Origin of the sequence: Pseudomonas sp. IzPS59, assembly GCF_014863505.1 — a bacterium.
Lineage (GTDB): Bacteria > Pseudomonadota > Gammaproteobacteria > Pseudomonadales > Pseudomonadaceae > Aquipseudomonas > Aquipseudomonas kribbensis.
Genome location: NZ_CP062251.1, coordinates 2,211,122 through 2,234,976, shown reverse-complemented (window position 1 = coordinate 2,234,976; position 23,855 = coordinate 2,211,122). Strand labels below are relative to the sequence as shown.

At 58.4% G+C, this 23,855-nt stretch carries 27 protein-coding genes and 4 tRNA genes; 8 read left to right on the top strand and 23 right to left on the bottom strand.

From position 1 onward, the window contains the following. Positions 1 to 106: 106 nt before the first annotated feature. Positions 107 to 406 carry a hypothetical protein gene (locus tag IF189_RS10080; protein ID WP_085712030.1) on the top strand — a complete coding sequence of 100 codons (300 nt, stop codon included), beginning with the start codon at positions 107 to 109 and terminating at the stop codon, positions 404 to 406. Positions 407 to 698: 292 nt separating this feature from the next. Next, the gene (locus IF189_RS10075; RefSeq protein WP_003179963.1) at positions 699 to 911 is read left to right on the top strand and encodes a cold-shock protein; all 213 of its coding nucleotides are present in this window, start codon (positions 699 to 701) and stop codon (positions 909 to 911) included. Between the two features lie 72 nt (positions 912 to 983). Here the strand turns inward: IF189_RS10075 and IF189_RS10070 are convergent, their stop codons facing one another. Next, positions 984 to 1,301: an I78 family peptidase inhibitor gene (locus tag IF189_RS10070; protein WP_134826099.1), complete on the bottom strand. Its 318-nt coding sequence runs from the start codon at positions 1,299 to 1,301 to the stop codon at positions 984 to 986. Positions 1,302 to 1,467: 166 nt separating this feature from the next. Next, positions 1,468 to 1,773 (bottom strand): hypothetical protein, encoded by a 306-nt coding sequence (locus IF189_RS10065; protein ID WP_192553204.1) that lies wholly within the window; start codon positions 1,771 to 1,773, stop codon positions 1,468 to 1,470. Between the two features lie 131 nt (positions 1,774 to 1,904). Between IF189_RS10065 and IF189_RS10060 the strand changes: the two genes are divergently transcribed. After that, a complete protein-coding gene (locus IF189_RS10060; RefSeq protein ID WP_085712027.1) occupies positions 1,905 to 2,117 on the top strand; it encodes a hypothetical protein in 213 nt (70 codons plus the stop codon). Positions 2,118 to 2,153: 36 nt separating this feature from the next. Here IF189_RS10060 and IF189_RS10055 read toward each other — a convergent pair whose 3' ends face one another. The 8 genes from IF189_RS10055 to IF189_RS10020 form a co-directional block, all read right to left on the bottom strand. Next, positions 2,154 to 3,182 (bottom strand): nucleoside hydrolase, encoded by a 1,029-nt coding sequence (locus IF189_RS10055; protein WP_134826097.1) that lies wholly within the window; start codon positions 3,180 to 3,182, stop codon positions 2,154 to 2,156. A gap of 46 nt (positions 3,183 to 3,228) precedes the next feature. After that, entirely contained in the window at positions 3,229 to 3,633 is a 405-nt protein-coding gene (rbsD, locus tag IF189_RS10050; protein ID WP_134826096.1) for a D-ribose pyranase, read from the bottom strand. Continuing rightward, entirely contained in the window at positions 3,630 to 4,547 is a 918-nt protein-coding gene (gene rbsK, locus IF189_RS10045) for a ribokinase (RefSeq protein ID WP_192553203.1), read from the bottom strand. Before rbsK ends, rbsD begins: the two co-directional genes overlap by 4 nt. 24 nt (positions 4,548 to 4,571) lie before the next feature. Then, positions 4,572 to 5,591, bottom strand: coding sequence for a LacI family DNA-binding transcriptional regulator (locus IF189_RS10040; RefSeq protein WP_134826094.1), 1,020 nt, complete (start codon positions 5,589 to 5,591; stop codon positions 4,572 to 4,574). A 3-nt stretch (positions 5,592 to 5,594) separates the two neighbouring features. After that, the gene (locus tag IF189_RS10035; protein WP_025111208.1) at positions 5,595 to 6,572 is read right to left on the bottom strand and encodes an ABC transporter permease; all 978 of its coding nucleotides are present in this window, start codon (positions 6,570 to 6,572) and stop codon (positions 5,595 to 5,597) included. Continuing rightward, positions 6,569 to 8,122, bottom strand: coding sequence for a sugar ABC transporter ATP-binding protein (locus IF189_RS10030; RefSeq protein ID WP_085732496.1), 1,554 nt, complete (start codon positions 8,120 to 8,122; stop codon positions 6,569 to 6,571). The genes IF189_RS10035 and IF189_RS10030 overlap by 4 nt, the downstream gene beginning before the upstream one ends. A 56-nt stretch (positions 8,123 to 8,178) precedes the next feature. Continuing rightward, a complete protein-coding gene (locus IF189_RS10025) occupies positions 8,179 to 9,138 on the bottom strand; it encodes a sugar ABC transporter substrate-binding protein (protein WP_134826093.1) in 960 nt (319 codons plus the stop codon). A 201-nt stretch (positions 9,139 to 9,339) separates the two neighbouring features. After that, positions 9,340 to 9,789, bottom strand: a complete 450-nt coding sequence (locus IF189_RS10020) for a hypothetical protein (protein WP_085712020.1) — start codon at positions 9,787 to 9,789, stop codon at positions 9,340 to 9,342. A gap of 348 nt (positions 9,790 to 10,137) precedes the next feature. Between IF189_RS10020 and IF189_RS10015 the strand changes: the two genes are divergently transcribed. The 3 genes from IF189_RS10015 to IF189_RS10005 all read left to right on the top strand — a co-directional run bounded on the left by IF189_RS10015 (position 10,138) and on the right by IF189_RS10005 (position 12,390). Further along, entirely contained in the window at positions 10,138 to 11,226 is a 1,089-nt protein-coding gene (locus tag IF189_RS10015) for an asparaginase (RefSeq protein ID WP_085732494.1), read from the top strand. A gap of 179 nt (positions 11,227 to 11,405) precedes the next feature. Then, positions 11,406 to 11,696, top strand: a complete 291-nt coding sequence (locus tag IF189_RS10010) for a DUF1654 domain-containing protein (protein ID WP_192553202.1) — start codon at positions 11,406 to 11,408, stop codon at positions 11,694 to 11,696. A 4-nt stretch (positions 11,697 to 11,700) separates the two neighbouring features. Further along, positions 11,701 to 12,390, top strand: coding sequence for an endonuclease (locus IF189_RS10005; RefSeq protein ID WP_085712017.1), 690 nt, complete (start codon positions 11,701 to 11,703; stop codon positions 12,388 to 12,390). A 54-nt stretch (positions 12,391 to 12,444) separates the two neighbouring features. Here IF189_RS10005 and IF189_RS10000 read toward each other — a convergent pair whose 3' ends face one another. Together IF189_RS10000 and IF189_RS09995 are read right to left on the bottom strand one after the other, a co-directional pair. Continuing rightward, on the bottom strand, positions 12,445 to 13,356 hold the full coding sequence (locus IF189_RS10000; protein WP_192553201.1) for a siderophore-interacting protein: 912 nt from the start codon (positions 13,354 to 13,356) through the stop codon (positions 12,445 to 12,447). Positions 13,357 to 13,443: 87 nt separating this feature from the next. Continuing rightward, positions 13,444 to 13,812 carry an SPOR domain-containing protein gene (locus IF189_RS09995; protein ID WP_134826089.1) on the bottom strand — a complete coding sequence of 123 codons (369 nt, stop codon included), beginning with the start codon at positions 13,810 to 13,812 and terminating at the stop codon, positions 13,444 to 13,446. 250 nt (positions 13,813 to 14,062) lie between these two features. On the opposite strand from IF189_RS09995, the gene csrA reads away from it, so the two are divergent. After that, on the top strand, positions 14,063 to 14,257 hold the full coding sequence (csrA, locus tag IF189_RS09990; RefSeq protein ID WP_003179932.1) for a carbon storage regulator CsrA: 195 nt from the start codon (positions 14,063 to 14,065) through the stop codon (positions 14,255 to 14,257). A 216-nt stretch (positions 14,258 to 14,473) separates the two neighbouring features. On the opposite strand, the gene IF189_RS09985 is transcribed toward csrA, so the two are convergent. The 4 genes from IF189_RS09985 to IF189_RS09970 form a co-directional block, all read right to left on the bottom strand. Then, positions 14,474 to 14,929, bottom strand: coding sequence for a DUF2214 family protein (locus tag IF189_RS09985; protein WP_134826088.1), 456 nt, complete (start codon positions 14,927 to 14,929; stop codon positions 14,474 to 14,476). A gap of 13 nt (positions 14,930 to 14,942) precedes the next feature. Continuing rightward, the gene (locus IF189_RS09980) at positions 14,943 to 15,275 is read right to left on the bottom strand and encodes a hypothetical protein (RefSeq protein WP_192553200.1); all 333 of its coding nucleotides are present in this window, start codon (positions 15,273 to 15,275) and stop codon (positions 14,943 to 14,945) included. Positions 15,276 to 15,279: 4 nt separating this feature from the next. Continuing rightward, positions 15,280 to 15,714, bottom strand: a complete 435-nt coding sequence (locus tag IF189_RS09975) for a GNAT family N-acetyltransferase (protein WP_134826086.1) — start codon at positions 15,712 to 15,714, stop codon at positions 15,280 to 15,282. Between the two features lie 152 nt (positions 15,715 to 15,866). Then, a tRNA-Val gene (locus IF189_RS09970) sits at positions 15,867 to 15,943 on the bottom strand. A 184-nt stretch (positions 15,944 to 16,127) separates the two neighbouring features. Here IF189_RS09970 and IF189_RS09965 point away from each other — a divergent pair. After that, positions 16,128 to 17,411 carry an NAD(P)/FAD-dependent oxidoreductase gene (locus tag IF189_RS09965; protein WP_134826085.1) on the top strand — a complete coding sequence of 428 codons (1,284 nt, stop codon included), beginning with the start codon at positions 16,128 to 16,130 and terminating at the stop codon, positions 17,409 to 17,411. A gap of 52 nt (positions 17,412 to 17,463) precedes the next feature. Here the strand turns inward: IF189_RS09965 and IF189_RS09960 are convergent, their stop codons facing one another. The 7 genes from IF189_RS09960 to IF189_RS09930 all read right to left on the bottom strand — a co-directional run bounded on the left by IF189_RS09960 (position 17,464) and on the right by IF189_RS09930 (position 23,826). Next, positions 17,464 to 18,435, bottom strand: coding sequence for an XdhC family protein (locus IF189_RS09960; protein ID WP_134826084.1), 972 nt, complete (start codon positions 18,433 to 18,435; stop codon positions 17,464 to 17,466). 2 nt (positions 18,436 to 18,437) lie between these two features. After that, positions 18,438 to 19,673 carry a c-type cytochrome gene (locus IF189_RS09955; RefSeq protein ID WP_134826083.1) on the bottom strand — a complete coding sequence of 412 codons (1,236 nt, stop codon included), beginning with the start codon at positions 19,671 to 19,673 and terminating at the stop codon, positions 18,438 to 18,440. A gap of 2 nt (positions 19,674 to 19,675) precedes the next feature. Then, the gene (locus IF189_RS09950) at positions 19,676 to 20,215 is read right to left on the bottom strand and encodes a (2Fe-2S)-binding protein (protein ID WP_134826082.1); all 540 of its coding nucleotides are present in this window, start codon (positions 20,213 to 20,215) and stop codon (positions 19,676 to 19,678) included. Next, on the bottom strand, positions 20,208 to 23,039 hold the full coding sequence (locus tag IF189_RS09945) for a xanthine dehydrogenase family protein molybdopterin-binding subunit (RefSeq protein ID WP_134826081.1): 2,832 nt from the start codon (positions 23,037 to 23,039) through the stop codon (positions 20,208 to 20,210). Before IF189_RS09945 ends, IF189_RS09950 begins: the two co-directional genes overlap by 8 nt. A gap of 410 nt (positions 23,040 to 23,449) precedes the next feature. Further along, positions 23,450 to 23,526: transfer RNA gene (locus tag IF189_RS09940), tRNA-Asp, on the bottom strand. Positions 23,527 to 23,619: 93 nt separating this feature from the next. Next, positions 23,620 to 23,696 (bottom strand) — tRNA-Asp (locus tag IF189_RS09935). Between the two features lie 54 nt (positions 23,697 to 23,750). Further along, a tRNA-Val gene (locus IF189_RS09930) sits at positions 23,751 to 23,826 on the bottom strand. Positions 23,827 to 23,855: the final 29 nt, after the last annotated feature.

The window sequence follows — 23,855 nt, the reverse complement described above, 5'->3', positions numbered from 1 at the left end:
TGGTTTTACCGGCAGGCAAATCGTCAGTTTTATGCCAGAGTGATGAACTTGATCGGCCACTCAGCCATCAGATAACAAGACATCGACCCACAAGGAGCATCCTCGCATGCGTCTGAACACCCTATTCGCCGCAGTCGTCCCTTTAGTTCTGCTGTTGCCGCTGAGCGCGCAGGCTGCCTGGCCGAAAGGCGTCAAAGAGCAATACATGAACGACTGCACCAAAGCGGCCAGCCAAAGCGTCAACCCGACCGTAGCCAAACAACACTGCACCTGTGGCGCTGATGTCCTGGAGAAGAAATTCACCACCCAGGAAATCTCTCAGCTGATGGACAAGAACACCCCGCCGAGCGGTGAGCTGGGTCAGCGCGCACTGAAGGAAATCTCGGTTTGCCGAGTGCAGAAATAATCCCTGACAAACGGATTTACGGGCATTCGGCGAGCAAAAAACGGCCAGAATGCCCCCGAATCCGATATTTTATGCAGGTTTTATAGCTTTTTTTACACCCCGCCGAATTGGCTGAAAGCCTCTGAAACCGGGGGTTACAGACATTCAAACTGTCGAAGCGTCTGCAATATGAAAGCAAACAGCACGTTCGGGGGGCTACCAAAGCGAACATTTCGACTATGATACCCCGGTGTGCCCAGTTGGCCTGAGCAGCACAGTACTACTGAAAATATATGTTTCTTGGAGATACACCATGTCTAATCGCCAAACCGGCACCGTTAAATGGTTCAACGATGAAAAAGGCTTCGGCTTCATCACTCCTCAAGGTGGCGGTGACGACCTGTTCGTACACTTCAAAGCTATCGAATCCGACGGTTTCAAAAGCCTGAAAGAAGGCCAGACCGTTTCCTTCGTGGCTGAGAAAGGCCAAAAGGGTATGCAAGCTGCACAAGTTCGCCCAGAGTAATTTCCCGGCGCACTAAAAAAACCCCGTCCATGTGACGGGGTTTTTTATGCGCGTGACAAAAGTCTGTACAACTCAGCCACAGCTGGCCCGGGTGACCACCAGATTATTGTCGGTATTGAGATTCAGCCGGTCAGACCGGTATTCAAGGGTGATCATGTCGTCAGGCTTGAGGAATCGGGCATTCTGCGCTCCGGCCTTTTTGCGCGCCTGCTCCAGCAATTCCGGCGAAGCCTTTTTGCCGACGGCGAACTCCGCAGCGGTTGCCTCGCAACGACTGTGACCGGTTTCGGTCGCCACAGGATCCTTCTGCGACTCGCTGGACGTGGTAGTGCAGCCAGCCAGCATGGCAACTGCCATCAGAGTACCCAGTGACGCGAGCTTCCAAGGCATGAAGCCTCCTTTTTTCAATAGTTGAGCGAACATTGTGCGACCGCCAATACAGCGTTTGGTTTCATGACCTGCGCCACTCCCCTGCCCCACGATCAGAAAAACGGCGAGTTTGCCTCAGCAACGCCTGATACTTCTTCACACAATCGTCACTGAATATGACCAGTGCTCAGTAGACATCGATGTAGTCAAAGGGCGGATTCGGCCAGTTTTCCTTGAGCGCATTGAAAATCTGCATCACCCAGACCTCATCGCTGGCCGCAACGTTGCCCACATAACCCGAGCCCTTGGCCCAGGTCTCCAGGCGAAACGACAAGCCTTCGATATCCTGGCCACCCGTGACACCCGAAGAGATATACGCAATGCCGCCCTTGGTCACGCGTAACTGGGTGTGCTCATCGTCGCTGGCCGAAGCCAGCATCAGACGCACGGCGTCCAGCGTCAGGCCGCCGGGGGAATTCAAATCGATTTGCACAGCGCAGGTCCTTGGTTATTTCGAAGACGACCAAGTGTCGCATAGCCCTGCGCTCATGCCTAAGTCGCAGTGCCAAACACCGGACAAAGTGGTTAACTCAAGACTCCAGTCCCGAACCTTCCGAGCCCATCATGACGACCGTAAGCATCTCAGCCGACATCAAGGCCCACTGGCCACAAGGCCATAGTTCTTACAGTCCGGGCAGCCCGGAGGAATTGGCATTGATCAGCATCGACCTGCTGGTCAAGACGCTGGGAACACAAGCCGCGCAATCATTTATTGCCCAGCTGTTCGAGAAGTATCCGGATGACTTCAAAGGCACATCGGACATCGAGAAAGAATAATAAAGGCCCGCAGGCTGGCACCTGCGGGCCTGTTGATTACTTCAGACGCTTCAGGCGTTCGGTCAACAGATCGAAGAAGCCCTGAGCATCACCGTTTTCCACCCAGAAGGCATTTTTCGGGGCTTTCAGGCCGTCATACCAGTCGACGATGGTCTGCCCGAAGGTCGGACCTTCACGACTGTCGACTACCACGTTCACCGAACGACCGGTGAACAGTTCCGGCTTGAGCAGGTAAGCGATAACCGTGGCGTCATGCACCGGGCCACCCGGAATACCGTAGTGCTCCATATCGCCCTTGATGTACTCATTGAGGATGTCGCCGACAATCTTGCTCGCATTGTTGTTCAGCGCCGCGATCTGCTTCAGGCGTGCATCGCTGGTGAGAATCTTGTGGGTGACATCCAGCGGCAGGTAAGTCAGTTTCACGCCGCTCTTGAGCACGACTTCAGCCGCTTGCGGATCGGCGTACAGGTTGAATTCGGCCACTGGTGTGATGTTGCCACCATTGAAGTGCGCGCCACCCATGATGACCACTTCCTTGATGCCCTGAACGATTTCCGGCTCCTGGATCAGCGCCAATGCCAGGTTGGTTTGCGGCCCAAGCATGGCAATGGTGATGCTGTGCGGCTTGGCTTTTTTCAGGGTGTCGATCAGGTAGTTGACCGCGTTGCCTTCAGCCAGGCCTTTTTTCGGTTCATGCACGGTGACACCCGACAGGCCTTCCTTGCCATGGATGTTCTCGGCGTAGATCGGTGTGCGCATCAACGGCTTCGGTGCACCGGCATAAACCGGCACCTCTTCACGCCCGGCCCACTCGCGGGCCAGTCGCGCATTGCGTGATGTCTTGTCGAGACGCACGTTGCCAGCCACGGTGGTCAGCGCGCGAATGTTCAGCTCCTCCGGCGATGCCAGAGCAAACAACAGGGCCACCACATCATCGGCACCTGGATCGGTATCGATGATCAGATCGATCTTTTCCGCCGCCTGGGCGCCGGTCGCGGTTATCACAGACAAAAGCAGCAGGCTCCGGATCAGTTGGTGAATTTTTTGAGCATAGCGGTGCATGGCGCATTCCTTGTGCATTTGAAATCGGAAAAGGGACTGAGCCCCGTTAAAACGTTACCCCGGCCACCAGCACGATGTTGCAGTACGGCTGACATTCGCCTGTACGGACAACCGCTCGCGCCTGTCGGCTGAGAACCTTGAATTGCTCATGACTGAGCAGATCGCGCCGCCCCAGCGCACCTTCTTCATTCAATACGTCCAGCGAAGCCAGCGCAGTGGGTTGCTTGTCGAAGATTTCCTGGGCGAGCACATGACTTTCCACCTGCATTTCGCTGAGCACGACCTTCAGGGTGCTGACGAAATCCGGAACACCGTGGGTCAGCGCGAGGTCGATCAACTCGACACCCGGTGGCACGGGCAAGCCGGCATCACCGATCACGACGATGTCTCCATGACCGAGGGAGGCAATCAGCCGAGACAGCGCGATATTGAGCAATGGAGTCTTTTTCATGCGGGTTTGAACGCCTGTACGTCGGATGAAGTGGGAATGGACGGCTGGGCACCCGCACGAGTAACAGACAGCGCCGCGGCTATCTGACCAAAGCGAATGGCCTCGACCTCGGTTTCGCCGGCGGCCAGCGCCGCTGCGAAACCGCCGACGAAGGTGTCCCCGGCAGCCGTGGTATCGACCGCTTTCACTTTGGGCGCAGGAAAATGCTGGTAACCCGAGCCGTTGGCGAACAACGCACCCTGAGCACCCAGCGTGACGATCACGTTGCCGGCGCCCATGGAAATGAGTCGTGCAGCTGCTTTTTCAGCGCTTTCCAGCGAGTCCACCGGCAAGCCGCTGAGGGCTGCGGCTTCGCTTTCATTGGGAATCAGGTAGTCGATGGAAGCAAACCAGTCCGCCGGCAATGGACGGCTGGCCGGGGCCGGATTCAGGATGACCGTCTTGCCCAGTTCACGACCGCGCCTGAGCGCATGACCGACGGTGGCATCGGGAATTTCCAGCTGACAAATGATCACATCCGCTGCCTGCAAGACCGCGTCGAACTGGTCGATCACCGCAGGCGTCATCGAACCGTTGGCTCCGGCAACGATGACGATAGCGTTCTGACTGTTGTCATCGACCACAATCAGCGCTACGCCACTGGAGTCCTCGACCACGCTGACCGCCTGGCAATCGATCTGCTCGACCAGCAATGCCTCGCGCAATTGCACGCCATAGTCGTCATTGCCGACACAGCCGACCATCGACACCTGAGCGCCCAGCCGGGCGGCGGCCACCGCCTGGTTGGCACCCTTGCCACCTGACACAGTCGCGAACGAATGTCCGATCAGTGTCTCGCCACCCCGGGGCAAACGAGGCGCCCGAGTGACCAGGTCCATGTTCAGACTGCCTATTACCACTACATTTGCAGGCATACACCACTACTCATCAATTCGGTTTCAGCGATATTCGGTAAACACGCCAGCCAGCGGCGCAGTCGACTCTCGCAAGACAATACTCGGGGTCACGATCCGCTGATCCGTAGCCAGATCCGGGGTGGCAATTCTTCGCAGCAACACTTCCGCCGCCATCTCGCCCAACTGCAGGATCGACTGCCCCACAGTGGTCAGCGCCGGGTACACGTAACGGCTCATCTGGATATCGTCGAAACCGATCACCGACAACTGCGCAGGTACGCGCACATTGCGCTCGGCGGCGGCGCGCAGCACACCGATACCAATCATGTCGTTGCCGGCAAAGATTGCACTGGGGGGATTGCTTTCAAGCAGAACCGCCGCTGCGTTGTAACCGCCCGTGCTGGTGAAATCGCTTTCGAGCATCCGCGATGACGGCACTTCAATACCGGCCTCTTTCAAGGCGCGGCAAAATCCTGCCCGACGCATTTGCGCAACACTGGTACTCGCCGGACCGCCAATCGTGGCGATATCGCGATGGCCGAGTTCGATCAGGTGCCTCGTTGCCAGATAGGCGCCATATTCATGGTCGATGCGCACAAGATCGGCGTCCACACCTTCCAGCCCCCGGTCAACGATCACCATCGGCGTCTTGACTCCGGCCAGACCTTGTACCAGGCCACTGTCACCGCCAGCGGAAGCGACAATCAAGCCATCGATGCGTTTCTCCAGCAGCACCCGAAGGTAGCTGCGCTGCTTTTCCGGATTGTCGTCGGAGTTGCAGAGAATTACGCAGTAGCCATTACGCTCACAATAATCCTCGATCCCCCGGGCCAGTTCGGCGAAGTACGGGTTAAGACTGTTGGGCACCAGCAAGCCGATGGTGGCAGTGGTCTTGGCCTTCAGCGATCGGGCAACGGCACTCGGCACGTAGTCGAGGCTCTTGATCGCCGCCTCGACTTTCAGCCGCACTTCCTGGCTCACTGGCCGGGTGTTGTTCACAACATGGGAGACGGTCGTGTAGGAAATTCCCGCAAGCGCCGCCACATCCTTGATTGTCGCCATGTCTCAGCCCCGCCGGCTTGCGCGCTGGCTGCGATACGTATCGAGCACTACCGCGATGACGATCACTGCACCGGTGATGATGCGCTTGGTCGGCTCGGTTGCGCCGATCTGCGCCAGACCGGCCGCCAGAACGGAGATGATCAAGACCCCGAAGAACGTACTGATGACCGAACCACGGCCACCCATCAGGCTGGTACCGCCGATGACCACCGCAGCGATCACCTGCAGCTCAAGGCCTGAACCGGCATTCGGGTCGGCCGCTTCCAGGCGGGAAATCTGGAACAGCGCCGCGATGCCGGCCAGCAGCCCCATCAGGCTGAACACCAGAATCTTGTACGGTTTTGGGTTGATGCCCGCCAACCGCACCGCTTCCTCATTGGTACCGATACCGATCAGGTAGCGACCGAACACGGTCCGGGTCAACACCGCTTGAGCAATGAAGATCACCAGCAAGGCAATGATGAACGACGGCGAAATGCCGAAAGCGATCGGGTTCGACAGCCACGCGAACGAGTCACCGATGTAGGCCGTGCGCGAACCGGTCATCTGATACGCCAGGCCCCGGGCCATCTCCAGCACGCCGAGCGAAACGATGAACGACGGAATTCGCCACGCAACCGTGATCGAGCCGGTCACCGTGCCGGCCAATGCCGCCACTGCCATGCCAAGCAACGCAGCCGGAAGGACACTCCAGCCCCAGCCCAGGATCGCCACGCTGACGGTCGATGCCGCAAGTGCCAGCACCGAGCCCACCGACAGGTCGATCCCGCCGATGATCAGCACGAAGGTCATGCCCACCGCCAACACCATCAGGTCGGGGATCTGGTTGGCCAGGGTGCTGAAGGTGTTGTACGACAGGAAGTGGCTGCTCATGACCGAGAACAGCGCAACCATCGCCAGCAGGGCACCGGCCAGGCCCAGGTAAGTGCCCAGACCGTAGAAGTTGCCACTACGTTTACCGGCAGAAGATGCAGTTTTCATGGGAGATCCCTAGGCGCTGCTTCATTGAGCAACGCATCACGTTTTTGGTAGCCGGCGAACGCGGCGGCAAGCAAGTCATCCTGGGTCCAGCTGTCGCGTTCGAACGTGTCGATCAGACGCCCCGCCGACAACACCCCGATGCGGTCGCAGATCAGCATCAGCTCTCGCAGGTCGCTGGAGACCACCACCAGCGCCTTGCCCTGCCGGGTCAGTTCACCCAGCAGGTTATAAATGTCGAACTTGGCGCCGACGTCGATACCGCGAGTTGGCTCATCGAACAGCAACACCGAACAGTCGCGCTCCAGCCAGCGGCCGATCACCACTTTTTGCTGGTTGCCGCCGGACAGCTCGGAGACCAGTTGAGTCGGACTCGAACTGCGGATGCGCATGGCATCGATCTGCCGTTTGGCCAGAGAAATTTCATCACCATTGTTGACGAAACCACCGCTTGAAATTTCCGGCATATTGCCCAGGGCAATGTTGGCGCTGATCGACTGGCTCAGCAGCAGGCCCTCACCCTTTCGGTCTTCAGTGATCAGGGCGATGCCGTTACGCACAGCGTCGACCGGCGAGCGGATACTCACCACCTGCGCCGGTGAACCGAGAGCAACGCTGCCGCTGTCGGCGAGATCGGCGCCGAAGATCAGGCGCAGCAGTTCCGTGCGCCCTGCCCCGATCAATCCGGAAATGCCAAAAATCTCACCGGCACGCACTTCGAAGGACACGTCGCGAACCTTGTCGGAACGAGTGAGGCCTTTCACCGTCAACGCAGGAGCACCGATATTGCGCGGGCCCATGTCCATGTGTTCGCCCAGCTCGCGACCGACCATCAGGGTGACCAGTTGCTCGCTGTTGTAATTGGCCATCGGCTCGACGCAAACAAGATTGCCGTCACGCAGCACAGCAATGCGCTGTGCGACTCGGGCCAGCTCTTCGAGACGGTGGGAGATATAAATGATCGCAACGCCTCGCGCCTGCAACCGGGTGATCTGCTCGAAGAGCATTTCAACTTCGCGAGCGGTGAGCATTGCGGTCGGCTCGTCGAGGATCAGCACATGGCAATCGCCGATCAGGTTACGCGCGATCTCGACCATTTGCTGGTGACCGATACCCAGCTCGCCAACCAGCGTGTCGGGATCGATGGCATCCAGGCCGACCTGGGCCATGGCTTCGATGGCAGCCTTGCGCAGCTGTTTGCGACTGATCCAGCCACCGTTGCTTGGCAGGTTGTCCAGAAACAGGTTTTCCGCTACCGAAAGAGTCGGCAACAGATTGAGTTCTTGCATGACCATGCGCACGCCAAGCTCTTCGGCCTGGGTACGGCTGCCAGGGCGGTATTCCTTGCCCTGGAACTGCATCTGCCCGGTGGTCGGGGTCACCAGACCACCGATAATTTTCGACAGTGTACTCTTACCGGCACCATTCTCGCCGGTCAGTGCCAGCACTTCACCGCGCATCAGCGTCAAGTCGATGCCGGTGAGCACCGGCTGCGCATAGGTCTTACCGATACCGCTGACCGAGAGGACAGCGTTCGGGGCGGAAACTGACATAAAAAACTCTCCATGCGCTCGCCCGGACGGACGAGCGCCGTTGTGTCGCCGAAGGACTACTTTTTGGTGACCAGCTCGACCGGGGTTTCGATGACGCCGGTGGCGCCACTGTCGACTTTCTCGCCCTTGATGATTTTCAGCGCGGTTTCGATACCGAACACGGCCTGTTTGGCAGCGAACTGGTCAGCCGTTGCGAGTACGCGACCATCCTGCAGCATCGGTTTAATGGCGTTGATGTTGTCATAACCGACCACTTGTACCTGCCCGGCCTTGCCGGCCGCACGTACAGCGGAAACAGCACCGACCGCCATGCTGTCGTTACCGGCCAGCAACGCCTTGACGTCCGGGTATTCACTGAGGATCGAAGCGGCAACCTTGTTGCCCTTGTCGATTTCCCAGTCGCCGGACTGCAGGGAAACCACCTTGATCTGTGCAGCTTCCATCGCATCCTTGAAGCCAGCGGTACGCTGCTGGGCGTTGGTCGTTGTGGAAACGCCCTCGATGATGCCGACTTCGTCACCGGCCTTCAGTTGCTTGGCCAGGTACTCGCCCACCAGACGTGCACCCTTGCGGTTGTCCGGGCCTACGAACGGTACGGAGATATTCTTGCTTTTGATGACGGCGGGATCGAGCTGGTTGTCGATGTTGATCACGGTGATACCGGCGTCGACGGCTTTCTTGATCACCGGCACCATGGCCTTGGAGTCAGAAGGCGCGATGACCAGTGCATTGACCTTCGCGAGAATCATCTGCTCGACAATGCGGGTCTGGCCTGCCGTGTCGGTTTCGTCCTTGATGCCGTTGGAGATCAGGTCGAAATCGGCGGAGTGTTCTTTCTGGTAAGCCTTGGCGCCGTCTTCCATGGTGAGGAAGAATTCGTTGGCCAAAGACTTCATGACCAGTGCGACCTTGGGTTTTTCGGGGGACTCGGCGAAAGCCGAAGAGACAGGCAGTGCGGCGGACGCGGCAGCCAGCATGGCGACAGCGAGAAGACGTCCAGCGAATGGCAGCTTCATGGGTTCACTCCGATCTTATGATTATTGTGAGCAACGCTTGCGCTGGCATAAGCTTCGTCGGCATCTTCCAGACAACAGGGTCTCGGGAAAGCCGCGCAAACGTTTGCGTAGACCGAACTATGCGAATCCTGCCTACGTTTGTCAACAATCAGAAATCGGTATTGATTGTAGGGCGAATCTGCAGATTCGCCCCTTGAGTGCTCAAGCCGTGGTGTTGACCACGTTACCGGCGGAAGAACCTTTCGACATTTCCTTGACCAGCGCGGCCGAGACTTCCAGCAGCGCGCCGCTGGTTTCGGCGATCTCGCCCTGTACGGCCATGACCGCCTGCGACTTCGCTTCCGGAGTCGGATAGCTCGCAGCTTGTGCCGCAGCCAATCGTTGCTGCTGCTCCTGCAATTGTTTCTGTAATTCCTGCATCCGCTTCAGCAGCATCTTGACGGTGACACTCAGGTTATCGCCACCTCCTTCAGTCTTGCTGTCTTCTTGCGCGGGACCGCCGGTCCTGACCTGATTGCTCTCCGGTTTTTCTGCGCCCAGCGCTTCGGTAGAAGCGTCCGCTTGCGCATCACTCATCGCGTTGATCGTAGCTGCGGTTTTGCCGCCGATGGTGACAGCACCGGGGTTGGAAAAACCGATCGTCAGTGACATGTGAACTCCCTCAATTCCAGTTTCCTTCATCACCCATCGGCCTGCTGGAAGCTTTCTTTAGCAGAGAATGCAAATCCGGCAACCTCACTTGTCCTGCAAAAGACGTAGTCCTTTTCGGAGAGCCGAACACGAAAGCCTCCAATGTTCGGAATACCGGATCAGCAATTCGGCCCGGGACTCACCAATCCATAAAATGTTGATATAAATCATCAGGTTAAACATTTCTCTAACGCAAAGTACGGCTGGTACAGATCCTGCTCCCTCCCTGCACCCCTGGCATTCAGATCGGCCCGGGGTGCATCTAGATGAACCTGCACCAGCACCGTCTCACTACTAGAGAGAAAAATAATGAAATCTGCTTTCAAGACATTGGTTCCGGGCGCTTTGGCCCTAATGCTGCTCCTGCCCTCCGCTCTTCAGGCAAAAGAAGTCGAAACCCAGACTAAACTGGCCAACGTGGTGGTTCTCGCTACGGGCGGCACCATTGCCGGCGCCGGCGCCAGTGCGGCCAACAGCGCTACCTATCAGGCCGCCAAGGTCGGCATCGAGCAATTGATTGCCGGCATTCCCGAGCTGAGCAAACTGGCCAACGTGCGTGGCGAGCAAGTCATGCAGATCGCGTCGGAAAGCATCACCAATGAAAACCTGCTGCAACTGGGCCGCCGCGTATCCGAGCTGGCCGACAGCAAAGACGTCGATGGCATCGTCATCACCCACGGCACCGACACCCTGGAAGAAACCGCTTACTTCCTGAACCTGGTGGAAAAAACCGACAAGCCGATCATCGTTGTCGGCTCCATGCGCCCAGGTACTGCCATGTCGGCGGACGGCATGCTCAACCTGTACAACGCCGTCGCCGTCGCCAGCAGCAAAGAGGCCCACGGCAAAGGCGTGCTGGTGACCATGAATGATGAAATCCAGTCCGGCCGCGATGTCAGCAAAATGATCAACATCAAGACCGAAGCGTTCAAGAGCCCATGGGGCCCGCTGGGCATGGTGGTCGAAGGCAAGTCCTACTGGTTCCGCTTGCCAGCCAAGCGCCATACCATGGATTCGGAATTTGATATCAAGAACATCAAGAGCCTTCCTGACGTAGAAATCGCCTATTCCTACGGTAATGTCGGCGACACCGCCTACAAAGCCCTGGCCCAGTCCGGCGCCAAAGCCATTATTCACGCTGGCACCGGCAATGGTTCGGTGTCTTCTCGCGTCGTCCCGGCCCTGCAGGCTCTGCGCAAGGATGGCGTTCAGATCATTCGCTCTTCCCATGTCAATGCCGGCGGCTTCGTTCTGCGTAACGCCGAACAGCCTGACGACAAGTACGACTGGGTCGTGGCTCACGACCTGAACCCGCAAAAGGCCCGCATCCTGGCGATGGTCGCCTTGACCAAAACCAATGACAGCAAAGAGCTGCAACGGATGTTCTGGGAGTACTGATTCACCCTCGCCCGGCCGGATCTCGGCCGGGCACTTGCCTCACCACTCGCCGCCCTGGTGGGTGGTGCAATTACCTACACCGCCCCTGCTTCTTTCCTGCACAAAAAATTCGGATGAGCCACATCAAAACCGGAAAACCGCTGTCAGAGGATTTTCTTGATTTTTAAGCAGTTGCGAAAATGCCTACAGTTAAATACTGTATGCACGTACAGCTTAATAAGGATAACCTCGTGGCCACTTCCTCTGATGCTCCCGATGCCTACGAACGCATGGGCATGCGCGTTCAAAAGATCATCAACTCCCCCACCGCACAAAAAGCCAAAGCCGCTCTGATCTTCCGTCTTCAGGATGAGCCGATCGATGAGTGGGAGCGCCTGCTGGAAGAGATCGACGAGAACGACAACGTCACCCTCGCCTACCGAGACGATGGTGGCGTGCAGATTTTCTGGGTTGTACCGAAGGAAGATTGACTCAATGATTGTCCGTTTTTTTGCTTTGCTTTTACTGTTCATTTCCCTGGGCGCCCAGGCTGGCGCGCCCCGTACATTCACCGAAGCCAAGAAGGTCGCCTGGAAGCTGTACGCACCACAATCCACCGAGTTTTATTGCGGGTGCAAATACACGGGAAACAAGGTCGACCTGGCGGCTTGCGGTTATGTACCGCGTAAAAATGCCAAGCGCGCCGCCCGAATTGAATGGGAGCACATTGTCCCGGCCTGGGAGTTCGGCCATCAGCGCCAGTGCTGGCAGGAAGGCGGACGCAAGAATTGCACGCGTTATGACCCGAGCTACCAGAAAGCCGAAGCCGACCTGCACAACCTGGTACCGAGCATCGGCGAGGTCAACGGTGATCGCAGTAACTTCAGCTATGGCTGGCTACCGGTCGAAAAGGGTCAATATGGCTCCTGCCTGACCCAGGTCGACTTCAAGGCGAAGAAGGTCATGCCCCGCCCTTCGATTCGCGGCATGATCGCTCGCACCTATTTCTACATGAGCAAGCAATACGGTTTGCGCCTGTCGAAGCAGGATCGCCAACTGTATGAAGCGTGGGACAAGACGTACCCGGTGCAAGACTGGGAGCGTCAGCGCAATCAAAGCGTGGCGTGCGTGATGGGGCGCGGCAATGAGTTTGTCGGGCCGGTGAACATGAAAGCCTGCGGCTGATCGACCGCACAAAAGAAAAGGCCTCGCGCTTCAAGCTCGAGGCCTTTTTTGTGGTCAGCCGCCGGGCTTGTTGTATCGCCAGTAGCCCATCAGATTGAGCGCATCTCGCGGGATACCGCGCTCCTTGATCAGGTATCGGCGCAAATTCATGACCGCCGCAGACTCACCGGCAATCCAGCCATAAAAACCGTCAGTGGCGGTTTCGGCGATTTCCCAGAGGATCTCCTGATCGATATCGACGTCGGCCAGTTCTACCGCCTGATTGACCGTCGATGCGTCGACAGGTAGCACAGCCTTTCGCACTGCCTCTACCATCAGCGTCCCGGCAACCGCCGCTCCCTCCCGCTCTCGAATCAACCACTGTACCGATAATCCGGGCCAGTCCGGGACTGCGAGCATGTCCTGCGCACTGTCGACCTCGAAGAACACTTGAGTCTGGGGTGGTTCTGCAAGCGCGGCCAGTTCATCGAGTATTCCCATTGCAGCGGGCAATGCCGTTGAGTCGGCGACCAGCAAGAGTTGTTGGAGGGTTCGCGGCGGCTTCCACTCAAAGCCACCCGCTTCCTCGGCCGAGAACCGCTTATCGGGCGCCAGAATCTGCAACGACTCGCCCGGCTGCGATCGAAGAGCCCAACGAGAAGCCGGCCCGGTTTCGCCATGCAGTACAAAGTCGAGGTCGACTTCGCCCCGATCGGCACGCAAGTGGCGAATGGTGTAGGTGCGCATCGCCGGGCGTCGATCCGCCAGCATTGAGCGAAAACGAGCGTACCAACCCTCACCCTGAGAGAGCCGGGCTGGCGAACCGTCCGCGGCCGGGAAAAACAGTTTGACGCGCTGATCAGGCGCCCAGGTCGCCATTTCGGCTACGGCCGGACTGGCGAGCGTAATCCGCATGAGGTGCGGACTCAGCTGATGTTTGTGCCGCAAAACAACGTCGAACAACTTGTAGGGACTGGCGGAGGCCATGCGGAGCTCCTTCTGGGAATCTTTGGTGACTCCTGTAAAAACGAATCACACCGGACGCCCTTTAGTCAGCTCCGCTGAAAGGAATGTTTACTGTGCTGCTGTACGCTCGATCACAAGCGTCTCGATGTTCTGTTTTTTCGCCTTGATCAGCGCCGCACTCACATCGGCCTGCTTCGCTTCGGCTTCGGCTTTGGAATTGAATGGCCCCAGCAGGATCCGGGTCTTTCCATTGGCATCCTTGATGACATTGGCAATAAACGCATGCTCGATCAACCAGCCGCTCAGATCACTGACGGCTTGAGGTGTTTCGCCGCGCACCTCCAGATCCCACTGCGGCCCGGACACGACTGCCGGCGCTGCCACCGCTACCGATTTTGGCTTTTGAACATCCACACTCTTGCCTTCACCACATCCCGCCAATGCCAGTGCTGCGACCAACCAGACCAATTTGCGCACAACGCTTCCCTCTGAATTCTCGAAAGGGGGATCTTAACATTCGCGAATACTTTCAGAGCCCAGCAAAATGGGCACAAAACTACGAGATTGATGATTGCCGCACCTGTATAGTTACGCGCTGGGAATTAATGCCACATCTGCGCGTCAGAAAGAGGCACCCAAACCGTGAGACTTCGCACTAATCTATACGTACCACCGACCTCTGCACTGTCTGAATCAGGTGCCCTACAAAGCAATCAAGGAGAAGACCATGCTGATACTCACCCGCAAAGTCGGTGAAAGCATAAACATTGGTGATGACATTACGATCACCATCCTCGGCGTAAGCGGCCAACAGGTTCGCATCGGCATCAACGCTCCAAAGAACGTTGCCGTACACCGCGAAGAGATTTACCAGCGCATTCAGGCTGGCCTGACCGCACCGGACAAGCCACAAACCCCCTGAGCCCTTTCGCAGTCAGTAGCCAGTCTGTTCACCTTCGCGTAATGACTGGCTAAAGATCCGAGCGCCGTATTGCCATCCCCCCACCTCATTGGTGACGGCGCAGGCTATTTCTCCTCCTGCTGCAATTCCCTCCCCCTTCTTCGCCATCGATACTAACCATCATTTCAATGGCTGGCTGTCGGACGTTTCCGAATCAAAGCCGGGAATTGCGCCCACCTAGCCGAACGTCACCCCACGCGCCATCCCGGTGGCCGCTATCACCATCAGAACCAGCAACAACGCCTCAGCATGGCTGATTCGTGCAAACACCTTTGCTCGCCCTGTCTCGAGAGGATTTCCCCGCGCCAGACCTATACGCCACTTGATCAATGTAATCATCGGCGCAAGCTCCAGAAGCAGAATCAGCACAAACAGCGTCATCTTCAAATGGAACAGCGGCTGATGCAGATAGTAATCGGTGCCCTTTTCGTAACCGCCAAAAGCTCGCATACCGCCCGTCACCAGCAGCACCAGCGCAGATATCCCCCATAGATTGTCAGCGAGCAAAACCCGCCTAACCTCACCCGTCCCGACAGCCAGGCGGCTGAACGCCGTTCCGCGCGTCAGCACGGCCCAGAAACCCAAGGCAAATGCCAGCAAGTGAACCGCAGCCAGAAACCAATGAACCAGCATTGATGAACTCCCGTCAGACTGAGATGAAAATCGGCCAGACAGTAGTAGTCGAAAAAATATGGACTTGCCCGATGCCCACCTGAAAGGCAGCGCTGGCTGAGAAAGTCGACGGGGCGAATGCGTGAGGAGAGGTAAATCGCAGGCAAAAAAAATCCCAAGCAGCTGATGGAAGCTTGGGATTTAAAAATGCATAAACCGTGGTGGTGAACGCGGGGTGGATATTACTGATTTTCTCAGTGTGTAACAACGTATTTTTGATAACCGGCCAGTTAAAAAAAACCGTAACCACTTGAATATCCACACTTTTTAAATGGACGCCAAGGCTTTCGGCGACGAACGGCGGCACGCGTTTAACTCAAGAATTTCACGAAAACGAGCTCAGGATCGCCCGGATCCAGATTCTCCACCCTTCCGCTGTGTTGATAACCAAGCCCCTCCAAAAGCCGTCGCATCGGCAAGTTGGACACATTGGTCGAGGTAAAGATCTTTTCTGCCGAAGAGTGGCACTCCATATAGCTCAGGATTTGCCGACCTGCGCCGGAACGCCTGACCTCACTGGAGACAACCACAAGCGGAATAAACCATTCCCCAAAAAAACTTCGATCCAGGCACCCGTAGCCGACAGGAGCACCAGGATCGTTCCGCTCGCAGACAACCCAACACTCCCCCGCCTGGACAGCCCTCGCAATGTATTTTCGGCGGCTGTCATCTCTTCCGGCGACAGGATCAATCTGCAACAGGCTTTCGATATCGCCCCGAATGGCTTGTCTGACTTGGCGACTCACGCACTCACTCCCTCACAGCTGACGCTCGCCGGAGTGTAGCCGTCATGAACCGAGTTGACGCTTCAAGGCCGGGCCTTAGAAATCGCAGACAACAAAAAAGGGCTCACCTTTCGGTGAGCCCTTCCAGACCGCCCAGCAGAGCGGATTTTGTTTGGTAGGCGCGATTGGACTCGAACCAACGACCCCCACCATGTCAAGGTGGTGCTCTAACCAACTGAGCTACGTGCCTGCTGTGAGGCGGCATTCTACGGAATTCCGGAGGGGTGTCAACACCTTTTTTTCACCTAACCCTATGAATATGCAAAATATTTAATTTCAGCCCTCCGCAAGAAGATTTCCCGGTGGCTGGCGGAGGTTTTTCAACTCGGGTAGGATCGTCGCACTCGTAAAATATATTAAACAGAGGCTGCAGGATGGCGAACACCCCTTACCCAGAGTCTTATTACGCTGCGTCGGCCAACGCCGTACCACCACGCCCTGCCCTGCAGGATGACGTGGAGACGGATGTCTGTGTGATCGGCGCTGGTTATACGGGACTTTCCTCGGCCCTGTTCCTGCTGGAGAACGGCTTTCGCGTGACCGTGCTGGAAGCCGCCAAAGTCGGCTTCGGCGCTTCGGGACGCAATGGCGGGCAAATCGTCAACAGCTACAGCCGTGACATCGACGTGATCGAACGCAGCGTCGGCCCGAAGCAGGCTCAGTTGCTCGGGCAGATGGCGTTCGAGGGCGGCCGGATCATTCGTGAGCGAGTCGCCAAATATGATATCCAGTGCGATTTGAAGGACGGCGGCGTATTCGCAGCCCTGTCGGCCAAGCAGATGGGCCACCTGGAATCTCAGAAGCGCCTGTGGGAACGCTTCGGCCACACTCAACTTGAACTGCTCGATCAGCGCCGCATCCGCGAAGTGGTCGCCTGCGATCAATATGTCGGCGGCATGCTCGACATGAGCGGCGGTCACATCCACCCGCTGAATCTGGCACTTGGCGAAGCCGCTGCCGTGGAATCCCTGGGTGGCACTATCTATGAACAGTCACCGGCCGTGCGCATCGAACGCGGCGCCAATCCGGTCGTACATACGCCGCAGGGCAAGGTCAGGGCCAAATTCATTATCGTTGCCGGCAACGCCTACTTGGGCAATCTGGTGCCGGAACTGGCAGCCAAGTCGATGCCGTGCGGCACTCAGGTCATCACCACCGAACCGCTCGGCGATGAACTGGCGAAATCCCTGCTGCCACAGGACTACTGCGTCGAGGACTGTAACTACTTGCTCGACTACTACCGCCTCACCGGCGACAAACGCCTGATCTTCGGCGGCGGCGTGGTGTACGGCGCGCGCGATCCGGCGAACATTGAAGCGATCATCCGCCCGAAAATGCTCAAGGCTTTCCCGCAGCTCAAGGACGTGAAGATCGACTACGCCTGGACCGGCAATTTCCTGCTGACCCTGTCGCGCCTGCCTCAGGTCGGGCGTCTGGGCGACAACATCTATTACTCTCAGGGCTGCAGCGGCCATGGTGTGACCTACACGCACCTGGCCGGCAAGGTATTGGCCGAAGCGCTGCGAGGCCAGGCCGAGCGCTTCGATGCCTTTGCTGATCTGCCGCACTACCCGTTCCCCGGCGGGCAACTCCTACGCACGCCATTTGCCGCACTAGGCGCGTGGTACTACGGACTGCGCGACAAGCTCGGTTTCTGACGCGCAAAAAAAGGGGCCGCTGAAAAGCGGCCCCTTTTACATCCAGCACGGCTTACAGCTGATCTCGCGTAATCCCGCTGCGAATCCGCAGAATATCCGCGAGCACGGCCAAAGCGATTTCCGACGGTGTCTTGCTGCCAAGGTTAAGACCGATCGGCGCATGAATCCGCGCCAGCTCGCCCTCCCCCAGACCGCCAATCCGGCGCAAACGCTCGAAGCGTTTCTGTGATGTCTGCAACGAGCCCATCACGCCGATGTAGAACGCCTCAGTGCGAACAGCCTCCATCATCGCCAGATCGTCGATGCGTGGATCGTGGGTCAATGCCACCACTGCGGTATCACGGTGGCAACCACCATCGGCAATGAACACCGACGGCAGTTGCCGGCGAATCTCCACGCCATTGAGCACCACGCCTTCCAACACTTCATCACGCGGATCGCAGAGAATCACTTCGAAGCCGAGACCTACCGCGAACTCCGCACAGGCCTGCGCCACACTGGAATACCCCGCCAGCAGCAAACGCTGGGCGGCACCAATGCGAATCCGCACGCGATCGATTTCACGCTCGATCCGCGCACCCTGCTCACGATCCGCAAACAGGCTGCGCGCCCCCGTGGTCAGATCGACCTCGCGAATCAACCGGCGTTGCCCCAGCAATGCCGATTCGAGTTCGCGCAGGTGCGCCTGCACATCGCAACCGGCGTCAAATTTTTCTACCAGCACATCGAGAATGCCGCCGCAGGGCAGGCTGACCCGCGAGCGCGGATCGTCACCTTCGCCATAACGCACGACGTTGATTGCATCGAGAAACGCACCTTCGGCGACGCGTTCGAGAAAATCTTCCTCGACACAACCACCGGACAGCGACCCGATCCACTGCCCGCCGTCGTTCACCGCCAGCAGCGAACCCGGCGCACGAGGCGCCGAACCGTAGGTGGTCAGCACGGTGCAAAGCCAGATGCGCTGCCCCGCCGTCGACCATTCCAGCGCCCGACGCACAACCTGCAGATCGAGATGCTGCATGATCAGTGCGCCTTGTGCTCGATGGACGGCGCGTCAGCCTGAAGCTTCTGCACATCGCCCACCGCCAGTTCAGCAGATTGACCGCCCCAACCCTGACGCAGGTAGTTCAGCAGATCGGTCAGTTGTTCGGCACTGAGCTTGTCGGCAAAACCCGGCATCGGCTGCATGTGTTCGAATCCGGCGAATTTCTGCTCGCCGATACCGTCCTCGATCACTCGAACCAGATTGCGCGGATCTTCCAGGCGCAGCGTGGTATTGCCGCGCATGGCCACCGCAATGTGCGGTTTGCCTTCGCCACCGGCCGCGTGACAACCGGCGCAGACGTTCAAGTATTCCTGACGGCCGCGTTGGGCACTGGCACTGAGTTTCTCCACCGGAACGTCGGTCAGCTCTTTCGCTGCCGGCGGCTTGTCACCGAGCAGGAAGGTTGCCATCGCTGCCAGATCCGGATCATTCAGGCCCTGGGTGCTGTTGTGAAACACCGGGAACATCTCGTTGAACATCGTGCCCTGGGCACTCATGCCGTGCTTGAGGAACGTGCTCAGGTCCTGTTGATTCCAGCCGCGGGCCGCCAGATCCGTTGCCAGCAGGCTCGGTGCCAGGTAACCGTTGAGGATGCCGCCGGTCAGGCGCTTGTCCAGCTGCATCGCGCCCGGCAAGCCGCGTGGCGTGTGGCATTCGCCGCAGTGACCCAGCACTTCGACCATGTACTGGCCGCGCTTCCAGGCGTCACTTTTGCCTTCGGCCGGCTCCAGCTTCAAGGCTTTGCCGTACATCATGTTCCAGCCGATCAGGCCCGGACGCACGTTGAACGGGAAGCTCAGGCTCGTGACTGGCGCGGCGCGCTCGATCGGCTCGATGGTTTTCAGATACGCATGAATCGCATCCGAATCCGCACGCGGCATCAAGTGATACGAGGTGTATGGCATCGCCGGGTAAAGATTGGCGCCGTCACGACGCTTGCCCTCGGTGAGCGCAGCGAAGAATTCGTCATCGCTGTACAGGCCGATGCCGTGCTCTTTGCTCGGGGTGATGTTGGTGCCGTAGATTGTGCCGAATGGCGACACGATCGGCAGGCCACCGGCAAACGGTGCGCCGCCCGGCGCTGTGTGGCAAGCCATGCAGTCGGCGGCGCGGGCGAGGTATTCGCCGCGCTTGACCTGATCATCCGCATGAGCCGCCAGAACAGGCACGGCAAACCCGACCGCCAGGGCCAGGCGGGTCAATAAACGCTTCATGCTTAACCCTCCTTGACTAGGCCGAGATCGGTCAGCACGTTGCGGGTGGCGTTGTAGTAACGCACGTACCCGGTGCAACGGCAGATGTGATGGCCGAGGCTGTCCTCGATGACTTGCTCCAGTTTGCTTTTGACGATCGGCTGGCGTTGCAGCTTTTCCACCAGCACGGTCGCGGCGTTGACGAAGCCCGGTGCGCAGTAGCTGCACTGGAACGCAAACTCATCGACGAAACGCTGCTGGATCGAGTTCAGCTCGGTGACCTGACCTTGCTCGTCGCGTTTGGCGTGGCTTTCGATGGTGCGGACTTTCTTGCCCTCGAAGTAATGCGCGCCGGTGATGCAGGTGCGCACTTCTTCGCTGGTGCCGTCCGGGTTGTCGACGATCACCACACAGGCGTGGCAGATGCCCTGGCCGCAGCCCAGGCGCGAACCGGTGAGGTTCTTGTATTCGTGCAGATAATCGATCATCGGCAGGTCATCAGGGATGTCCACCGGGCCGACGGATTGACCGTTGAGGGTCAGTTGAAGCGGACGGTTAGCCATTGAGGGCCTCCTTGATGCGCGCAGCAGTGATTGGAAGATCGCGGACACGTTTGCCGATGGCGTGAGCCACGGCATTACCGATGGCGCCGACCACCGGGATCATCACCACTTCGGCGATGCCTTTGGACGGGTCGCTAGGCGACAGCGGCGGCAGGATTTCCGACGTCTGCTTCCACACCGCCACATGGCGCGCCATCGGCAGGCGATAACGGTTGAAGTTCCAGTCCCCCTCCCCCGGCCCGCCTTCGTACAGCGGCATCTCTTCCATCAAGGCGTGACCGATGCCCATGGCGATCCCGCCTTCGAGCTGGCCACGAACCAGTTCTTCGACCAGCACCCGACCGCATTCCAGCCACGAGTGATGGTTGAGCACTTCAACTTCTGCCGAACCTTTGTTGACCTTCAACTCGACCAGCGTCGCTACCGGGCTGTAATAGGTCACAGCAGCGTTGTTCAGCTGAACCACCGGATAGGCGATGTTCTGCCGATCCAGCAGGTGGAAACCGTCGCTGGTCATTTGCGCTTTCTTGGCTTTCGGGGCGCCGTCACCGTACTTCACGGCCAGACCGTCGAGCGGCAGACGCTCGCGCACGCCGTCGATGCTGTATTCGGCTTCTGCCCAGCTCCAGCGGTTGAAGCCGTGAACCGTGGCAGCCGTGACCAGACCGCGCTCGTGAGCACGTTTGGCCAGTTCTTCGAAAGTCAGCGGCTGCATGCCGTTGGCCGTCAGTTTGCCGTCGACCCAATGCGCATCTTCGCGACGCACGACGTAAGGATTGGCCTGGCCGCCGTACGGGCCCTGACGCCAGATCTCCAGCGCTGCCGGCCACAGACCGTGGTTGAACAGCACGCGTGCCGCTTCACGGGTGGCGTGGCTGAAGTAGTAGGCGGAGTTGGTTGCGGACGAGGCCGACGCCAATTTGCCGACCCAGCGCGGATTGCGCAGGAAGTTGTCCTGCTCGGCCTGGCTCATGATGTAAGGGTTGCCGGCGGTGACCAGCTGCATTTCCTTCCATTCGGTTTCGCCGGTCTTCACGTCGTGCGCCGGACTGCCGAGGAAATCGGCGACCACCAGGGCTTGCGAAGTGGACATGCCAGTGCCGATCTCGATGCCGATGTGACGCAGGGAAATGCGCCCTTCAGCGGTGAATTCGATGCTGGCCATCGGCGCTTCGGAACCGGTGCCAAAGTCTTTCTGGCAAATGGCGAAACCGACGCCGTACCAGTTGTCCGGATCCGCCGCTTCGCGCTGTTTCTTGATCGCGTCGCGGTTCTTCCAGACTTCGTGCAGCGAAGCCTTGTCGAGAATCTCGTGCAGGCGCAGTGCACCGGCCGGGATCGCGCCCTGGGTGTTTTTCATCCCAGAACGCAACGCGTTCTTGCGACGCAGATCAATGGCGTCGACACCAAGCCGATCGGCGATTTCATCGACCATCATTTCGGTGGAAGCCATGCTCTGCAGCGTACCGTAGCCACGCATCGAACCGGCTTCAACACCACGGGAGTGGTAAGCGGTGACTTGCAGATCGTTTTGCGGCATGTAGTAGATCGACTGAGCCGCCGTTGCGCCAACCGCAGCCACCGACGGGCTGTAGTTGATACGACCGCCGCCATCGACGCTCATTTCGGCGCGGAAAATCTTGAAGCTGTGGTCGGTCTTGTCCACCGCCAGCTGGTAGCGGATGTCGAACGGGTGGCGCTTGATGCCGCTCTGGAACTGCTCGTAGCGGTCGTTGGCCAGGCGAATCGGCACACCTGCGCCGTACAACGCTGCCAGGGCCGCGTAGTAGACGAAAATGTTGTGGTCCTTGGAACCGTAACCGACGGTGTAGCCCGGGTGCATGTTCAGGTTGGCCAGGCCGAAACGCGACGGCGAGATCATCTTCGCGGTCTCGGTGGCGGCTTCCAGCGGGCACTGGGTGGCGACGACGAAATGCAGAGTCTTGGTGGCCGGGTCGTACCAGCCGTTGCCGTTGTCCGGCTCCATCGCGGCAGGTTCGATCGACGGGGTCTTGTAGCGCTCGTCGAACACCAGCCAGTTGTCCGGCGGCGTGTCGATCTCTTTCTTCATGCGGTCGGCGTAGAACAGACCGCGCTCGGTCAGGTTGCCGTGCAGGTTCGGCTGGGAATTCCACACCGGGCGACGGTTTTTCAGCATCGGAAACAGGATCGAGTCCTTGAGGCTGGCGAATTCGTCTTCGTCCGCCGACGTCGGGCCACCGACGCGCACGTAGCGGAAACTGCCATAGGGATCGCCTTCGTAGAACGGCACTTTTGCACCGTAACGAATCGCTTTGTCATTGAATTTGAGTTTGTTCTTGGCCTGACGGAAACGCTCGAAATCGTTCCAGATCAGGATGGCCACCGGGTGACCAATGAACATCGGCACCTTGCCTTCCGGCAGCAATGGATCCGGCGCGTGCTCTTCAGGGAACACGATGCCGTCCTTGTCCAGGTCGGCCGCGGTGACAATGCGGTCAGGCTGCAGGTCGGCGCCGAGCCACGACAGGTCATAGCCGTCGTAGATGCGGTCGGCCTTGATGGTTTTCAGCAACATGGCATGGCCTTGCTGCTGGGGCCAGCCCGGCATGTCCTTGGAACGGATGTCGCGGGCAAAAACCTTGCTGCCGCAGACCTTGGACAAGGCATCGTTACGCTGGCGCGCCTTGCCGTTGTTGCCGAGCCACTGCTCGGACGGCACGGTCACGCTGTTTTCCATCAAGGCAGCCAGCGCCTGACTGCTGAGCGGCGTGAGCGTAACGCTCACACCCGCCACCAGCCCGCCCTGAAGGAACGAGCGCCGGGATATTTCACGGTTGGACATGGATCATCCTCTGGGCGGTTATGGATCCGCCCTTCTGGTTATCTACTGGGAATCTCGAGTCTTGCAGAAGCCCTTTTTGGCTAAACAAAGGGCGTGATGACAGTGCAAAGCTGACCGAAAGGTTAACTTTAAAGGTTTCTGCGCTCGCAGCAAACAACCAGTTACAAAAATCTGACTAAAGAATCAAAAATCAATGTGGCAATGCATCGCAGCGACCGGATGACGCAGAGGATATTGCCGCGCGGACAACGTGCAGTCGTCGCGAGGCAACTGGAGGAGGAATTTTGGAAAGGTCAAATTTCAGACACAAAAAACCCCGGTCTTTCGACCAGGGTCTTTGCTATCGATTCCGAATCAACCAACGGTTGCTTTCGGTGTTTCAAGGTGTTCAGTGGTCCTTGAAACAGATATGGCGCAGCGGACGGGACTCGAACCCGCGACCCCCGGCGTGACAGGCCGGTATTCTAACCGACTGAACTACCGCTGCGTATCGCTTTGAGCTGATGCTCAAGTAACTCGTTTGACTGAAAGCTTCGGTGCTTTTCAATCGCGAACCAGACAGTGCCTGACTCGTTGAATATGGCGCAGCGGACGGGACTCGAACCCGCGACCCCCGGCGTGACAGGCCGGTATTCTAACCGACTGAACTACCGCTGCGCGTCGGTGGAGGCACTTTCAGCCTACCTCTTGCTTTCGCAAGTCTCTCGGGAGTGGTGGGTGATGACGGGATCGAACCGCCGACATTCTGCTTGTAAGGCAGACGCTCTCCCAGCTGAGCTAATCACCCGTTTGCATCTCCGAGGCCGCGAAATTTAC

Bases quoted from the DNA above. Each gene is read 5' to 3' on its own strand.
- IF189_RS10070 (WP_134826099.1), bottom strand. From the start codon at position 1,301: ATGCCTTGGAAGCTCGCGTCACTGGGTACTCTGATGGCAGTTGCCATG.
- IF189_RS10025 (WP_134826093.1), bottom strand. From the start codon at position 9,138: ATGAAGCTGCCATTCGCTGGACGTCTTCTCGCTGTCGCCATGCTGGCT.
- csrA (WP_003179932.1), top strand. From the start codon at position 14,063: ATGCTGATACTCACCCGCAAAGTCGGTGAAAGCATAAACATTGGTGAT.
- IF189_RS10080 (WP_085712030.1), top strand. From the start codon at position 107: ATGCGTCTGAACACCCTATTCGCCGCAGTCGTCCCTTTAGTTCTGCTG.
- IF189_RS10035 (WP_025111208.1), bottom strand. From the start codon at position 6,572: ATGAAAACTGCATCTTCTGCCGGTAAACGTAGTGGCAACTTCTACGGT.
- IF189_RS09965 (WP_134826085.1), top strand. From the start codon at position 16,128: ATGGCGAACACCCCTTACCCAGAGTCTTATTACGCTGCGTCGGCCAAC.
- IF189_RS10005 (WP_085712017.1), top strand. From the start codon at position 11,701: ATGATTGTCCGTTTTTTTGCTTTGCTTTTACTGTTCATTTCCCTGGGC.
- IF189_RS10000 (WP_192553201.1), bottom strand. From the start codon at position 13,356: ATGGCCTCCGCCAGTCCCTACAAGTTGTTCGACGTTGTTTTGCGGCAC.
- IF189_RS09950 (WP_134826082.1), bottom strand. From the start codon at position 20,215: ATGGCTAACCGTCCGCTTCAACTGACCCTCAACGGTCAATCCGTCGGC.
- IF189_RS10015 (WP_085732494.1), top strand. From the start codon at position 10,138: ATGAAATCTGCTTTCAAGACATTGGTTCCGGGCGCTTTGGCCCTAATG.
- IF189_RS10030 (WP_085732496.1), bottom strand. From the start codon at position 8,122: ATGTCAGTTTCCGCCCCGAACGCTGTCCTCTCGGTCAGCGGTATCGGT.
- IF189_RS10040 (WP_134826094.1), bottom strand. From the start codon at position 5,591: ATGGCGACAATCAAGGATGTGGCGGCGCTTGCGGGAATTTCCTACACG.
- IF189_RS09985 (WP_134826088.1), bottom strand. From the start codon at position 14,929: ATGCTGGTTCATTGGTTTCTGGCTGCGGTTCACTTGCTGGCATTTGCC.
- IF189_RS10055 (WP_134826097.1), bottom strand. From the start codon at position 3,182: ATGCACCGCTATGCTCAAAAAATTCACCAACTGATCCGGAGCCTGCTG.
- IF189_RS09945 (WP_134826081.1), bottom strand. From the start codon at position 23,039: ATGTCCAACCGTGAAATATCCCGGCGCTCGTTCCTTCAGGGCGGGCTG.
- IF189_RS10010 (WP_192553202.1), top strand. From the start codon at position 11,406: ATGCCTACAGTTAAATACTGTATGCACGTACAGCTTAATAAGGATAAC.
- rbsD (WP_134826096.1), bottom strand. From the start codon at position 3,633: ATGAAAAAGACTCCATTGCTCAATATCGCGCTGTCTCGGCTGATTGCC.
- IF189_RS10020 (WP_085712020.1), bottom strand. From the start codon at position 9,789: ATGTCACTGACGATCGGTTTTTCCAACCCCGGTGCTGTCACCATCGGC.
- IF189_RS09955 (WP_134826083.1), bottom strand. From the start codon at position 19,673: ATGAAGCGTTTATTGACCCGCCTGGCCCTGGCGGTCGGGTTTGCCGTG.
- IF189_RS10075 (WP_003179963.1), top strand. From the start codon at position 699: ATGTCTAATCGCCAAACCGGCACCGTTAAATGGTTCAACGATGAAAAA.
- rbsK (WP_192553203.1), bottom strand. From the start codon at position 4,547: ATGCCTGCAAATGTAGTGGTAATAGGCAGTCTGAACATGGACCTGGTC.
- IF189_RS09960 (WP_134826084.1), bottom strand. From the start codon at position 18,435: ATGCAGCATCTCGATCTGCAGGTTGTGCGTCGGGCGCTGGAATGGTCG.
- IF189_RS10060 (WP_085712027.1), top strand. From the start codon at position 1,905: ATGACGACCGTAAGCATCTCAGCCGACATCAAGGCCCACTGGCCACAA.